This window comes from Microbacterium enclense (assembly GCF_004022425.1).
Taxonomy (GTDB): Bacteria; Actinomycetota; Actinomycetes; order Actinomycetales; family Microbacteriaceae; genus Microbacterium; species Microbacterium enclense_A.
Genome location: NZ_RBZY01000067.1, coordinates 1 through 14,152 on the forward strand (window position 1 = coordinate 1; position 14,152 = coordinate 14,152).

Sequence of the window (14,152 nt, forward strand, 5' to 3'; positions counted from 1 at the left end):
GCGTCAGATAATAGAAGGTCGGGAACGGGCTGCCGTCGTCCAGACGCGGCGAGGTCGCGACCACCGTGGGGTTGCCGCAGACGCAACGCGCCGCGATGCCGACGACTCCGCGCGGCACTCGGCCCAGCTGCGACTGCAGCACGTCGAGATCGGCGTCCGTGGCGGGGGGCAGGGGCGGGGTGCTCATCGCCTCCAGGGTACCCGGAGGCCCCGGCACCCTCCGCCGCCACCGCCCGGGCGCCCGGCGTGATCAGGGGGCCGGCGGCGGCGACGACGGGTCGGGCACTCCGAGGGTCGGGACCGCGACCTGCGCGGCGCCCGCCGCGGCCACGGATCGCACGAGCTGTGACATCCAGTCCGTCCGGGTCTGGCCGACGTCCTGCGAGACGTCCTGCTGTTCCTGCAGGGCTTCGGACGCGGGGAGATCGTCGTCGATGAGGTACACGACCTCGCCGGGCATCGTGTAGAAGAGGCGCTCGCGCGCCTGGGTCGTGATGTACGCGGGGTCCGACCAGCGTTCGCGCTGCGACTGCAGGTCGGCCACCTCGCTCTCGCTCAGCGCCACGGCCGTGCGCAGAGCCTGGATCTGCTGGCGCTGGTCCATGTACGTGCCGACCGTGGGCACGAGGACGAACGTGCCGAGGACGACGAGCCCGAGCATGATCACGACGAAGCCGGAGATGCGCAGTCCGCCGAGCCACTCGCGCACGTCGACGCGGCGCGGCCCCGGCCGACCTCGAGAGGCCGAGCGTGCGGGCTCCCGCGCGGGACGTGACCGGCGCGACTTCTCACTCAAGGGGGCGGGCGGGTCCGCCCGTCCTCGGGGAGAAGGGGGCGTCGGACGATCCACGACGTCTCCTTCCTCACCCCGGCCGTCGCGTCGGCAGCGGGCGGTATCCGACTCTACGTCCAGCGGCGCCCTCGCTCGAATGACGCGCCGGGCTCATGGCATCCCCTCGTCCTCGCCGGAGACGACGAAGGGGGGAGCCGTCCGGCTCCCCCCTTCTCACGCGGGTGCGTTCAGCCCTTGAAGCGGGGGAACGCGGAGCGACCGGCGAAGACCGCGGCGTCGCCGAGGTCTTCCTCGATGCGCAGGAGCTGGTTGTACTTCGCGACGCGCTCGCTGCGAGCCGGCGCCCCGGTCTTGATCTGGCCGGCGTTCACCGCGACGGCGAGGTCGGCGATCGTGGTGTCCTCGGTCTCACCCGAACGGTGCGACAGCATCGAGGTGTAGCCCGAGCGGGTCGCGAGGGCGATGGCATCCAGGGTCTCGGACAGCGTGCCGATCTGGTTGACCTTCACCAGGAGCGAGTTGGCGACGCCGAGGTCGATGCCCTGCTGGAGACGCTTGGGGTTGGTGACGAAGAGGTCGTCGCCGACGAGCTGAACCTTGGAGCCGATCGCGTCGGTGAGCTTCTTCCAGCCGTCCCAGTCGTCCTCGGCGAGCGCGTCCTCGATCGTGACGATGGGGAAGTTGGCGACGAGGTCGGCGAAGTAGTCGACGAGTTCGTCGACGCTCCACGCCTTGCCCTCGACGGTGTAGACACCGTCCTTGTAGAACTCGGTGGCGGCGACGTCGAGGCCCACGGCGATGTCGGTGCCGGGGGTGAAGCCAGCCTTCTCGATCGCGCGGATGAGGAAGTCCAGGCCCTCGCGGTTGCTGGGCAGGTCGGGGGCGAAGCCGCCCTCGTCGCCGAGACCGGTGTTGTAGCCCGCGGACTTCAGCTCGCCCTTGAGGACGTGGTAGACCTCGGTGCCCCAGCGGAGCGACTCGCCGTAGGTCTCGGCGCCGATGGGCGCGAGGAAGAACTCCTGGAAGTCGATGCCGTTGTCGGCGTGCTCGCCGCCGTTGATGACGTTGAACAGGGGGACGGGCAGGAGGTGCGCGTTGGGTCCGCCGAGGTAGCGGAACAGCGGCAGGTCGGCGCTGTCGGCGGCGGCCTTGGCGACGGCGAGCGAGACGCCGAGGATGGCGTTGGCGCCGGTGCGCGACTTGTTCTCGGTGCCGTCGGTCTCGATGAGGATCTCGTCGATGATGCGCTGCTCGCTCGCCTCGACGCCCTCGATGGCCGGGCCGAGCTCGTCGACGACCGCGGCGACGGCCTTCAGCACACCCTTGCCGCTGTAGCGGCTCTTGTCGCCGTCGCGAAGCTCGTAGGCCTCGAACGCACCGGTGGACGCGCCGGAGGGGACGGCCGCCCGCTGGACGATGCCGTCGTCGAGGAGCACCTCCACCTCGACGGTCGGGTTACCGCGCGAATCCAGGATCTCGCGCGCGTTGACAGCCTCGATAAGTGCCACGAAGGACTCCTCGTTGGTTCTGGGTGGAAGAGGGCGGAGCGTCGTCGGTCCACGGTCGAGTCTAGTGACCGCGGTCGGCGCGCGTGTGGTCGAGTCGGGGCGGCGGAAGTGGCCCCGGGGCGTCAGACGTGGCCCCGGGGCCACAACCGCCGGTCCGTGTCAGGACACCGGGGACCTGGATGCCACGGCGTCGGTGAGCACGGCCAGGGCGAGCCCGTCCCACCCCTTGCGGTCGAGCGTCTGCAGGGCAGTGGCGTCGAAACGCGGGTCCTCGCCCAGCATCACGACGCCCGCTCGCGCTCCCTCGACCTTCGTGTCGCCCGTCGGCGGATCGGCCACGGCGCCGGCGCGCACGACGTTGTCGAGCACGATGACGGTGCCCGGACGCCCGAGACGCGCCGCCCAATCGAGGTAGGCGGTATTCGACTCCTTGTCCGCGTCGACGAACACCAGATCGAACGGCTCCTCGCCCACCAGCGTCGGGAGGACGTCGAGGCCGCGCCCGACGCGCACCTCGACGCGGTCGGCCACGCCCGCGCGGGCGAGGTTGTCGCGCGCGATACCGGCGTTGCGCTCCTCCGCCTCGATGGACACCACCCGACCGCCCTCGGGCACGGCCCGCGCGAGCCAGATCGTGGAGTAGCCGCCGAGCGTCCCGATCTCCAGCACCCGCCGCGCACCGCTGATGCGCACCAGCAGGTGGAGGAGTTTCGCGCTGACCGGCGACACCTCGATCGCGGGGAGTCCCGCGTCCTGCTGCGCGGCGAGCGCGGCATCCAGGCTCGGATCGGAGCCGATGAGGGTGTCGGTCAGGAAGGCGTCGACATCGTCGTGTGTGGGCACTCCCCCAGCCTGACGAGCCTCGGGGCGCGGGTCAACGGCTGGACGTGCGCCGGGACGCGCACGGTCGCGAGGGCGTCGAGGACCGCGGGCAGCAACGCCTCGGCCGTGCGTCGGTAGCCGAGTGCGCTCGGGTGGAACCGGTCGGCGCTGAACATCTCGTCGGGACGCTCGGCGAACACCGGGCCGACGGCGCGAGCGAGGGCGACGACGCGTCCTCCCGCGCGCTGCACCGCGGCCGCCTGAGCCGCAGCCAGTTGCCGCGAAGACCGCGCCGCGAGCGAGCGCAACGGTTGCGGGATCGCGCGCAGCGTCCCGAGGTCGGGGCACGTGCCGACGACGACCGGGATGCCGAGATCCCGGAGCGTGCCGACGATGTCCTCCAGCTGCGCCGCCGCGCGGGAGGCGGGGATGCGGTGCGTCACGTCGTTACCGCCGACCACGATGACGGCGACGTCCGCGCGGTAGCCGTCCGGCAGGGCGGACAGCTGCCGTGCCAACGCCGACGTCTCGGAGCCGACCACGGCGGCCGTGCGCAAGCGGACGGGGCGCGCCTGCGCTGTCGCGATCCCCTTCGCCAGACGGGCGCCCAGCGTGTCGCGGCGGTGGCCGGCGCCCAGGCCCGCGGCGATCGAGTCGCCGAGCAGGAGGAGCTCGACCGGCGGACCGGGATGCTTCTTGCGGCGCCACACGCGGTCGGCATCCAGGGCCTGCTCGCCCAGGGGCTTGCCGATCCGACGACGGGCGATGGCCGCCTGCCGCGAGATGAGGGTCCGCACCCCCACTGCCGCGGTTCCGAGCACCGCGACCGACGATGCCAGGGTGACGGTGATCGGCCGACGCCTGCGCATGCCGTCATCCCATCGCGCCGCGGTGAACGGCGGGTGACGCCGGGGTGGGCGTCAGCCGAGAGGCTTGATGTCGAGCGACGCGACCGTGCTGTCGGACCCCACGGTCGCGAACGCCGTGTAGCCGTCGGCGCTCGAACGCTCCAGCAGCGCCTTCATGTTCTTCGGCCGCTGCTCAAGGCGCACGCGGACACCGTCGCCGACGAGGGCGGCTTTGATCTGCAGGAGGCGCGCGAGGGGGACGTCCCGGTCATGCACCAGCACGAGGGAGCGCTCGCCGGAGTCTTCGGCATCCTGGAGCAGGTCGACGATCCGCTCGAACCCGATCGAGAAGCCGACCGCGGGCACGTCCTGGCCGAGGAATCGGCCGATCATGCCGTCGTAGCGCCCGCCGCCACCGAGGGAGTAGTCGACGCTCGGGTGCGCGAGCTCGAAGATCGTGCCCGTGTAGTACCCCATGCCGCGGACCAGGAACGGGTCGAAGCGCAAAGGCGCCTCGGCCCCGCGCGAGGCGGCGACCGTGTCGCCGAGGGCGACCAAGTGGTCGACGATCTCGTCCGGGATGCCGGCGGGCAGCGCCGCACGAATCCCCGCCGCGTCGAACCCCGCGGCGCCGGCGCTCGGCCGGGCGAGGTAGGCGGCGAGAGCGTCGACGGCCGTGGCCGTGGAGCCCCGGTCGCGCAGCTCGGCGATGACGCCGTCGGCGGCGATCTTGTCGAGCTTGTCGATCGTGATGAGCACCCCCGGGCGCTCGTCGGGCGCGAATCCGAACACGTCGAGCATCGCGTCGAGCACGCGACGGTCGTTGACGCGGACGATGCCGCCCTCGAGCCCCAGGGCGTCGAGCACGTCGAGGCTCGCGGTCATCAGCTCGGCCTCGGCGCGCGCGGACGCGTCGCCGATGATGTCGATGTCGCACTGGACGAACTGGCGGTAGCGGCCCTTCTGCGGTCGCTCCGCGCGCCACACCGGCGCCATCTGGATCGCGCGGAACACCGTCGGCAACTGCGCACGATTGGTGGCGTAGAAGCGTGCGAGGGGCACGGTGAGGTCGTACCGCAGCCCCAGGTCGGCGAGTGCGGCGGGGTCGTCGGCCGCGGCGCGGATCGCCTCGGCATCCAGTCCGCGCTTGAGGACGCTGAACGACAGCTTCTCGTTGTCGCCGCCCATGCCGGCGTGCAGGCGCGCGTACTCCTCGACCACGGGGGTCTCGATCTCGTCGAAGCCGTGCGCGCGGTAGCGCTCGCGGATGACGGCGAGCACGCGCTCGCGGCGGGCCTTGTCGGCGGGGAGGAAGTCGCGCATACCGCGCGGCGGGTTCACGGATGCCACGTCCCCATTGTTCCAGTCCCACGCGCGGCGTCCGTGCGCGGGCGTCGAGCGCACACGATCCGCCCGAATGCACACGATGCGGACGGCACGGACGTGTGCGTTCGACCCGATCGTGTGGTTTCGTCGCGGCTACTCGGCCGACCGAACCTCGGCGGACAGGGCGCGGAGCCGGGAGCGGAGGGCGCGGTCGGCATCCCAGCCGTGGTCGCGGGCCTGCTGCACCAGGGCGAGGAGCGCGTCGCCGAGCTCGGACTCGTCGGCGGGGGCCAGGGGTGCGCGCCCCGCCACCACGCCGACCTGCGCGGCCTTGCCGAGCACCTTCTGGGCGAGGGCGAGGGACGGCATGTGCTCGGAGACACCGTCGAGCACGCTCGTACGCTCGCGCTTCTCCGCGGCCTTCGCCGCGTTCCAGTGCACGAGCACCTCTTCGGGCGTGGATGCCACGGCGTCGCCGAACACGTGCGGGTGGCGGCGCACCATCTTCTCGGTGAGGCCGCGGGCCACGTCGTCGATGTCGAAGGGGTCGTCGGGGTCGCCCGCGGCGATCTCGGCATGGAACAGCACCTGCCACAGCAGGTCGCCCAGTTCCTCCCGCAGGTCGGCGCGCGTGCCGGCCTCGACGGCGTCGATCACCTCGGCGCTCTCCTCGACGAGGTACGGCACGAGATCGCGGTGGTCGATCGTCTGCGTCCACGCGCAGCGCTCGCGCACCACGCGCATCGTCTCGGCGGCCTCGCGCAGCGCGTCGTCGCTCACGGCATCTCCTCTCGCGGTCCCTGCGGGTCCGATGCCCCGAGTATCCCCCAGCCTCACGTCGTGTGCGCCGAGGCCGGACACGAATCCCCCGAGGCCCCGGCGCCCCGGAATCCCGCGGCACCCCGCGCCAATCCTCCTTCGTCGTGTCCCGCGGTGACGGGAAACGTCTCGCGTGACATGGCCGCAACGTGACGCAACTACTCTGGGGCGTGTGCGTGAACTGACCCCGACCGAGGCCATCGACCTCGTGGGCCGCTTCGAAGCCGGCCAAGAGCTTCCCGAACAGATGCGCGCCGACGTGCGCCTGCTCGGTTCCCTGCTCGGCCGTGTGCTGCGAGAGAGCGGCTCCCCCGGCCTGTACGACGATGTCGAGAAGCTGCGGACCGCGACGATCCAGGCGTATACCGACGAGACGCCCGAGGCGTTCGAGCGCGCGGCGGCCATCGCCGACGGCTTCACGATCGCCCGCGCCGATGAGGTGGCCCGCGCGTTCACCGCGTACTTCCACCTCGTCAACCTCGTCGAGGAGCACCAGCGCGTGCGCGTGCTGCGCGAGCGTGGCGACCGCCCCTCGCGCGGCGGCACGCCAGACACCATCGCGACCGCCTTCGAGCGCCTCGCGAGCGAGGTCGGCGAGGAGACCGCGCTCGCGCGCCTGCAGACGCTGCGGTTCCACCCGGTGTTCACGGCGCACCCGACCGAGGCCCGCCGCCGGGCGATCTCGACCAGCATCCGCCGACTGTCGGAGCTCCTCGGTGAGCTCGACGCGGCGGCGGACAACGAGGGCGAGGTCCGCCGCACCGAGCGCCGCATGCTCGAGGAGATCGACACCCTGTGGCGCACCGCGCCGTTGCGCCGGGAGAAGCCGTCACCGGTCGACGAGGTGCGCTCGGTCATGGCCGTCTTCGACGAGACGCTCTACACCGCCGTTCCGCGGGTCTACCGCCGGATCGACGACATCCTCCAGGGCGACGAGGCCGGCGCCAAGGCCCCGATCGTGAAACCGTTCGTCCGGGTGGGCTCGTGGGTCGGCGGCGACCGTGACGGCAACCCCTTCGTCACGGCATCCGTCACCCGCAAGGCCGCGGCGATCGCGAGCGAGCACGTGCTGATCGGCCTCGAGCGCACGACGCAGCGCGTCGGCCGGGGACTGACGCTGGATGCCGAGACCACCCCGCCGAGCGACGCCCTCCTCGCCCTGTGGAACCGGCTGCGCGCGGCCGACGAGGACGCCGCCGCCGAGATCGCCGAGCGCTCCCCCGAGGAACCGCACCGCCGCATCCTGCTGCTGCTCGCGCGCAAGATCGCCGCGACCCGCACGCGCAACGCCGACCTCGCCTACCGCGATCCCGAGCACCTGCTGACCGACCTCCGGACCGTCCAGGACTCCCTCGTCGGTGCCGGCGCCGCGCGGCAGGCGTACGGCGCGCTGCAGCGCCTGGTGTGGCAGGTCGAGACGTACGGCTTCCACCTCACCGAGCTCGAGGTGCGCCAGCACTCCGCCGTCCACCGCAAGGTGCTCGACGAGCTGCGCGGCGGCGGTGCGCGCAGCGAGCTGACCGACGAGGTGCTGGAGGTCTTCCGCTCGATCGCCTACGTGCAGGAGCGCTTCGGGCCGCGCGCGGCCGGACGCTTCATCGTGTCGTTCACGCAGTCGGCCGACGACCTCGCCAACGTGCACGAACTCGCGTCGTACGCGATGGGTCCGGGCGAGGCGCTGCCCGTGCTCGACGTCATCCCCCTGTTCGAGACGTTCGCCGACCTGCAGGCGGCGCCCGGCATCCTCGCCGAGATCGTCGCGCACCCCGCTTTCGTGCAGAGATTGGATGCCACCGGCCGCCGCCTCGAGGTCATGCTCGGCTACTCGGACTCGTCGAAGGACGTCGGCCCCGTCGCCGCGAACCTCGCGCTGTACGAGGCGCAGGCCAAGATCTCCACGTGGGCCCAGGCCGAGGGCATCGAGCTGACGCTGTTCCACGGTCGCGGCGGTGCCCTGGGTCGCGGCGGCGGTCCCGCCAACTCCGCGATCCTCGCGCAACCGCCGCACTCGGTGGACGGCCGGTTCAAGCTCACCGAGCAGGGCGAGGTCATCTTCGCGCGCTACGGCGATCCCGACATCGCGATGCGCCACATCGACCAGGTTGCGGCGGCGGTGCTCACGGCATCCTCCCCCTCGATCGAGCGGCGCAACCGCGGGGCCGCCGAGGCATTCGCCGATGTGGCATCCACGATGGACGTCGCATCCCGCGAGCGGTTCTTCGCGCTGGTCAAGGCGCCCGGCTTCGCGCCGTGGTTCGCGACCGTCACGCCCATGGAGGAACTCGGCCACCTCGCGCTCGGCTCGCGCCCTGCCCGCCGTGGTCTCTCGGTCGAGTCGCTCGAGGATCTCCGGGCGATCCCGTGGGTGTTCTCGTGGACGCAGGCCCGCATCAACCTCGCCGGCTGGTTCGGCCTCGGCACCGCTCTCGACGCGGTCGGCGACGAGCAGCGCCTCCGCGACGCGTACGAGCAGTGGCCGCTGTTCCGCACGATGATCGACAACGTCGCGATGAGTCTCGCCAAGGCCGATGCCCGCATCGCCCGTCGCTACCTCGCCCTGGGCGACCGCGACGACCTCGCCGCGCTCGTCATGGACGAGATGCTGCTCACCCGCTCGTGGGTCGAGCGCATCACGGGAGGCGAGCTGCTCGGCAACAAGCCCGTGCTGCAGCGCGCCGTTAAGATGCGCAGCCCCTATGTCGACGCGCTGTCACTCCTGCAGCTGCGGGCCCTCCGCGCGCTGCGCGACACCCACGCAGAGAACTCGACCCCGGATGCCGAGCACCAGCGTTTGCTGCTGCTGTCGGTGAGCGGCGTGGCCGCAGGCCTGCAGAACACGGGCTGATCCGGACCCGTGCGAGAGCGCCGACGTCTTCCGGGGCGTCGGCGCTTTCGTGTCTAGGGACCCGCCCACCGTCCCGCGGAGTTCACCGACGACACGCCGCCTACGGCCGGACCTCATCGGCGTGTCGGACACGGACTCCGCAGGACGGCACGCGAGGGGACGGCATCCGGATGCCGAGAACCTCCGCCGACGAGTCAATCGAGGCGGCGGTCGGCGGCGTGGCGCGCGAGGCTGCGGCCGTAGCGCTCGGTGAGCTGCACCATGAGGTCGGGGGTCTCGCGGTCCAGGCCGAAGACGTACCCGGGGAAGTCGAGCTCTTTCTGGGCGGCCCAGATCTCGTCGTGTCGGTCAGGCGAGAGCAGCTGCACGGGGTCGCCGACGGCCACCCAGCCGATCGGCACCACGGTCTCGGCTGCCAGCACCGTGCGCAGGTGAACGACAGCATTGATGCGCACCTCGCTGCGGTCGCCGATCTCCGCGCCATTGAAGACCCGCGTGCCGGTCGCGAGGAACACCTCGTCGCCGACATCCGCGCCCGCGACGCTCGCCATCGGGCCGATGAGGGTATGCGCCCCCACGTGCACCGCGTGGGTGGAACTCGCGCGCAGCAGGGCGTTCTCCATCACGATGGTGTTCTCGCCCAGCACGATCGGGCTGCCCTCGGCGGTGAGGACCGCGCCGTGGAGGACCTGGCATCCGGCGCCGATCGTGACGTCGCCGCTGATGACCGCGGTCGGGGCGATCACGGCGTCGGGATGGATGCGGGGCTCGGCCCCGAGGTGAGCGAAGCGCATGGGCGGCGTCCTTCCCGTCGGTGCCCGTCAGCGTAGTCCCGCCGCGCACCCTCCGCTCATGCGGACGCGCCCTCGGTCTCCTTCGGGGCGGGCAGCGGCCACAGCGCGTCGAGAAGCTGACGCACCCACGCGATGAGGTTCGTGTCGTGGGCATCCTGCGGGAGCGGGACGACCATGGCATCCCCGTTCGCGATGAGCTTCGCCTTCGGATACAGCCGCTGCAGGCGCACCCGCATCGAGTCGGCGAGGTGCGCCGGCGCGATCCGCAGATTCGACCCCATCGCGACGACGTCGGCGAGCCCCGCCTGCGCGGCACGGCGGCGCAGACGCGCGACCGCGATCAGCCCCTCGACCTCGGCGGGCGGTTCGCCGTACCGGTCGCGGAGTTCCTCGATCACGAGGTCGATCGCGTCGTCCTTGGCGGAGGCGGATGCCGCGGCGGACAGCTTCTGGTACGCCTCCAGCCGTAGGCGCTCGCTGTCGATGTAGGTCTCGGGGAGGCGGGCGTCGACCGGGAGCTCCAGGCGCAGCTCGGTTGGCCCGTCGGTGTCTTCGCCGCGGAACGTGGCCACGGCCTCGCCGATCATCCGCAGGTAGAGGTCGAATCCCACGCCCGCGATGTGCCCGGCCTGCTCGGCGCCGAGAAGGTTGCCGGCGCCGCGCAGCTCGAGGTCCTTCAGCGCGACCTGCATGCCGCTGCCGAGGTCGTTGTTGACCGCGATCGTCTCGAGGCGGTCCGCGGCGGTCTCGGACAGCGGCTTCATCTCGTCGTAGAGGAAGTACGCGTAGGCGCGGTCGCGCCCGCGGCCGACGCGTCCGCGCAGCTGGTGCAGCTGCGAGAGCCCGTACTTGTCGGCGCGGTCGATGATGATCGTGTTGGCGTTGGAGATGTCGAGGCCGGTCTCGATGATCGTGGTCGACACCAGCACGTCGGCGCGCCGCTCCCAGAAGTCGTCGACGACCTGCTCCAGCGCGTGCTCGCCCATCTGGCCGTGGGCGACGACGATCCGCGCCTCGGGCACGAGCTCGGCGAGGTGCGCAGCGACCCGCTGGATGGACGAGACCCGGTTGTGCACGTAGAAGATCTGGCCCTCGCGCAGCAGCTCGCGGCGGATGGCCGCGGCGATCTGCTTGTCGTTGTTCGGACCGACGTACGACAGGATCGGATGCCGGTCCTCCGGCGGGGTCGCCAGCGTCGACATCTCGCGGATGCCGGTGACCGCCATCTCGAGCGTGCGCGGAATGGGCGTCGCGCTCATGGCCAGGATGTCGACGTTGGTCTTGAGCTTCTTGAGCGAGTCCTTGTGCTCGACGCCGAACCGCTGCTCCTCGTCGATGATCATGAGCCCGAGGTCTTTGAAGATCACCTTCTCGGTGAGGATGCGGTGCGTCCCGATGACCATGTCGACCGTGCCGTCGGTGAGACCCGCCAGCGTCGCCTTCGCCTCCTTGTCGCTCTGGAAGCGCGAGAGCGGCCGCACCGTCACGGGGAAGCCGGCGAAGCGCTCGGCGAAGGTCTCGAGGTGCTGCTTCACCAGCAGCGTCGTCGGCACGAGCATCGCGACCTGCTTGCCGTCCTGGATCGCCTTGAACGCCGCGCGCACCGCGACCTCGGTCTTGCCGAAGCCCACGTCGCCCGACAGGAGCCGGTCCATGGGGATCGGCTTCTCCATATCGGCCTTGATCTCGTCGATCGTCTGCAGCTGATCCTGCGTCTCGGCGAACGGGAACGCCTCTTCGAGCTCGCGCTGCCACGGGGTGTCGGGTCCGAACGCATACCCCTTGGATGCCATGCGCGCCGAGTACAGCTTCACCAGCTCGACCGCGATGTCGCGGACGGCCTTGCGGGCGCGACCCTTCGCCGCCGCCCAGTCGCTTCCGCCCATCTTCGACAGGGTCGGCGCCTCGCCACCGACGTACTTCGACAGAAGGTCGAGCTGGTCCGTGGGCACGAAGAGCTTGTCGCCCGGGTAGCCGCGCTTGGAGGGCGCGTACTCGAGGACCAGGTACTCCTTCGTCGTCTTCACCGCGTTGCGACCGCCGCTGGAGACCTCGCGGCGCGTGAGCTCCAGGAACTTCCCGATGCCGTGCGTCGCGTGCACCACGACGTCGCCGGGCTTGAGCTGCAGCGGATCGACGACGTTGCGCCGACGGGACGCGAGCTTCTTCACCCCGCGGTTGTCGCCGCCGACCGAACGACCGTAGAACTCGGTCTCCGTGATCACGGCGACCTTGATCTCGGTCAGCTCGAAACCACGCTCCAGCGGCGCGCACACGATGTGCGCCACTCCCGGCTCCGGTGGGGTGCGCACGTCGTCGACGCGGCGCGCGGCGATCCCGCGCTCGGCGAGCACGTCGCGCGCGCGGTCGACGAGACCGGGACCGGATGCCGTGACCACGACGGCCCACCCGTCCGCGAGGAGCTGCCCGACGTGCGCGGTCGCGCCGTCGACGTTGCCCTGGAACGAGGGCACGGGGTCGGCCTTCACCCGGTGCGCGGAGTCGTCTCCGACGACGAGGCCTTCGGCTTCGGCATCCGCCGCGCCCGAATCGAACGCGCTGAGCCGCCACCATGCGCCGCCGCGCCCGCTCGAGATCTCGCGCAGGTCGTCGAGGGTGACGAAGTCGCCCGCACCGAGGTCGACCGGGGTGTCGGCACCGGCCGTGGCGGCCGACCACGCCGCCTCCAGGAACTCGCGGTTGGTGTCACCGAGGGTGATCGCGCGCGCGAGCGAGCGCTCGGGGTCGACGAGGGCGACCGCGCTGCCACCGGGAAGGTAGTCGACGATCGTCACGAGGTCGTCGACGAGTACCGGGATGAGCGATTCCATGCCCTCGGCGGGGATGCCCTCCGCCATCTTCTCCAGCAGCTGACGAAGCCCCGGATAGCCGTCGCGCAACTCGGCCGCGCGCTCGCGCACCGCGGGGGTGAGCAGCAGCTCGCGACTCGGAACGAGCGAGACCTCGGGCACCTCGCCGGGGAGCGACCGCTGGTCGGCGACCGAGAACGCCCGGATCTGGTCGACCTCGTCGCCGAAGAACTCGACGCGGTAGGGGTGGTCGGCCACCGGCGGGAACACGTCCAGGATGCCGCCGCGCACGGCGAACTCTCCGCGGCGCGAGACCATGTCGACCCGGTGGTAGGCCAGTTCGACCAGGCGCGTCGTGACCTGCTCGAGTTCGCTCCCGCGCTCGCCGACGCGCAGCTGCACCGGCTCGACGTCGCCGAGTCCGGGCGCCAGCGGCTGCAGGGCGCTGCGCACGGATGCCGTGACCACGAGGGGCGTCGTACCGTCCCACGCCGCGATCCGGCGCAGCACGTCCAGTCGTCGACCGACGGTTTCGGGACTGGGGCTCAGGCGCTCGTGCGGCAACGTCTCCCACGCCGGGAAGTGCAGGACCTGCGCGCCCGGGAGAACGGCGTCCAGCGCCGGACCGAGAGACTCGGCGCGACGACCCGTCGGCGCGATCACCAGGACCGCACCGGGCGACCCCGCACCACGACGGTGCTCGAGGAGACCGGCGATGACGGGCGCATCGAGCCCATCGACGAGGGAGAGAGACAGATCGGAGGATGCCGCTGCCGCGGCCTCCCGGTACGACTCAGCCTGCTCGAGGGCGCGAACGATCCCGGGAACTGTCACTCGATACATCCTACGCGGGGCGACCGACACGGGGATCGGAAGGGGCGTCGGTGCGGGCGGGGTCGCGCGGAGCCGCGTCGTACAGTGGCTTCATGACCTCGTCCGGCGCGCCCGACTTCGCGTCCCCGTACGCGCCGGCCCCGGTCGGGACACTGCTGACTCCCCCGCCACCGACGCCGCCGCGACGGCCGCTCGGCGCGATCGGCCTGGTCCTGGCGATCCTCGCCGGGGTGGTGGCATCCGGGGTCGCGGGCTTCGCGTCGTTCCGCGTGGCGGAGCGCGCCGGCGCAGAATTCGTCGCGCGCGGCGGCCAGTCCATCGACTGGCGGCTGCTGTCGCCCGTGCGTGACATGGTCCTGCTCGCCGAGATCGCCTTCTGGTCCGGGACGGTTCTCGGCGTCGCCGCCTTCGTGATCGGAATCGTCGCGACCGCGCGAAACCTCGGACGCGGTCCGGCGATCGCAGCCATCGTGATCGCGGCGCTCGGTCCGTTCGTGTTCGCGATCGTGGTCTTCATCGCCGTTGCCTCGGGGGCGGGCGAGCTCGTCGGCGCGGCGGTCTGACGGCCCTACCGGGTCACGGGACGTGCGTCCACCCTGTGGGGCGCATCGCGACGGCTCCCTAGGCTGACCGCGACGAGGGTGCCACATGCCCTCGACGACCACAGGAGGACACAGTGACCAGCACACCGCCGCCCCCCGAGCCGCACAACCCGCCGCCGGCCACGCGAGCCGAAGCCGCGCACAGCGGCTC

11 protein-coding genes are annotated in these 14,152 nt (G+C 71.6%); 2 read left to right on the top strand and 9 right to left on the bottom strand.

Annotated elements, in window-relative coordinates; all coding sequences use genetic code 11:
• The 7 genes from D8Y23_RS14400 to D8Y23_RS14430 form a co-directional block, all read right to left on the bottom strand.
• A partial coding sequence (locus D8Y23_RS14400; protein ID WP_128218784.1) for a DUF501 domain-containing protein occupies positions 1 to 187 on the bottom strand: 187 nt, incomplete at its 3' end.
• 63 nt (positions 188 to 250) lie between these two features.
• The gene (locus D8Y23_RS14405; RefSeq protein WP_240663912.1) at positions 251 to 709 is read right to left on the bottom strand and encodes an FtsB family cell division protein; all 459 of its coding nucleotides are present in this window, start codon (positions 707 to 709) and stop codon (positions 251 to 253) included.
• A 311-nt stretch (positions 710 to 1,020) separates the two neighbouring features.
• Entirely contained in the window at positions 1,021 to 2,301 is a 1,281-nt protein-coding gene (eno, locus tag D8Y23_RS14410) for a phosphopyruvate hydratase (RefSeq protein ID WP_128218785.1), read from the bottom strand.
• Positions 2,302 to 2,460: 159 nt separating this feature from the next.
• On the bottom strand, positions 2,461 to 3,144 hold the full coding sequence (locus tag D8Y23_RS14415; protein ID WP_128218786.1) for an O-methyltransferase: 684 nt from the start codon (positions 3,142 to 3,144) through the stop codon (positions 2,461 to 2,463).
• On the bottom strand, positions 3,111 to 3,992 hold the full coding sequence (locus D8Y23_RS14420) for an SGNH/GDSL hydrolase family protein (RefSeq protein ID WP_128218787.1): 882 nt from the start codon (positions 3,990 to 3,992) through the stop codon (positions 3,111 to 3,113). Before D8Y23_RS14420 ends, D8Y23_RS14415 begins: the two co-directional genes overlap by 34 nt.
• A gap of 51 nt (positions 3,993 to 4,043) precedes the next feature.
• Complete coding sequence (gene hisS / locus D8Y23_RS14425) at positions 4,044 to 5,294, bottom strand: histidine--tRNA ligase (RefSeq protein WP_240663913.1); 1,251 nt, start codon at positions 5,292 to 5,294, stop codon at positions 4,044 to 4,046.
• Positions 5,295 to 5,450: 156 nt separating this feature from the next.
• Positions 5,451 to 6,041, bottom strand: coding sequence for a MazG nucleotide pyrophosphohydrolase domain-containing protein (locus tag D8Y23_RS14430; RefSeq protein WP_128218794.1), 591 nt, complete (start codon positions 6,039 to 6,041; stop codon positions 5,451 to 5,453).
• 247 nt (positions 6,042 to 6,288) lie between these two features.
• Between D8Y23_RS14430 and D8Y23_RS14435 the strand changes: the two genes are divergently transcribed.
• Positions 6,289 to 8,961: a phosphoenolpyruvate carboxylase gene (locus tag D8Y23_RS14435; protein ID WP_128218789.1), complete on the top strand. Its 2,673-nt coding sequence runs from the start codon at positions 6,289 to 6,291 to the stop codon at positions 8,959 to 8,961.
• A gap of 194 nt (positions 8,962 to 9,155) precedes the next feature.
• Here D8Y23_RS14435 and D8Y23_RS14440 read toward each other — a convergent pair whose 3' ends face one another.
• Entirely contained in the window at positions 9,156 to 9,755 is a 600-nt protein-coding gene (locus D8Y23_RS14440) for a gamma carbonic anhydrase family protein (RefSeq protein ID WP_128218790.1), read from the bottom strand.
• Between the two features lie 56 nt (positions 9,756 to 9,811).
• Positions 9,812 to 13,399, bottom strand: a complete 3,588-nt coding sequence (gene mfd, locus D8Y23_RS14445; RefSeq protein WP_205797230.1) for a transcription-repair coupling factor — start codon at positions 13,397 to 13,399, stop codon at positions 9,812 to 9,814.
• Between the two features lie 92 nt (positions 13,400 to 13,491).
• Between mfd and D8Y23_RS14450 the strand changes: the two genes are divergently transcribed.
• On the top strand, positions 13,492 to 13,962 hold the full coding sequence (locus D8Y23_RS14450) for a hypothetical protein (RefSeq protein ID WP_128218792.1): 471 nt from the start codon (positions 13,492 to 13,494) through the stop codon (positions 13,960 to 13,962).
• Positions 13,963 to 14,152: the final 190 nt, after the last annotated feature.

Excerpts from the sequence above, each read along its gene's own strand:
- D8Y23_RS14420 (WP_128218787.1), bottom strand. The coding sequence starts at position 3,992 with ATGCGCAGGCGTCGGCCGATCACCGTCACCCTGGCATCGTCGGTCGCG.
- hisS (WP_240663913.1), bottom strand. The coding sequence starts at position 5,294 with ATGCGCGACTTCCTCCCCGCCGACAAGGCCCGCCGCGAGCGCGTGCTC.
- D8Y23_RS14430 (WP_128218794.1), bottom strand. The coding sequence starts at position 6,041 with ATGCGCGTGGTGCGCGAGCGCTGCGCGTGGACGCAGACGATCGACCAC.
- D8Y23_RS14440 (WP_128218790.1), bottom strand. The coding sequence starts at position 9,755 with ATGCGCTTCGCTCACCTCGGGGCCGAGCCCCGCATCCATCCCGACGCC.
- D8Y23_RS14450 (WP_128218792.1), top strand. The coding sequence starts at position 13,492 with ATGACCTCGTCCGGCGCGCCCGACTTCGCGTCCCCGTACGCGCCGGCC.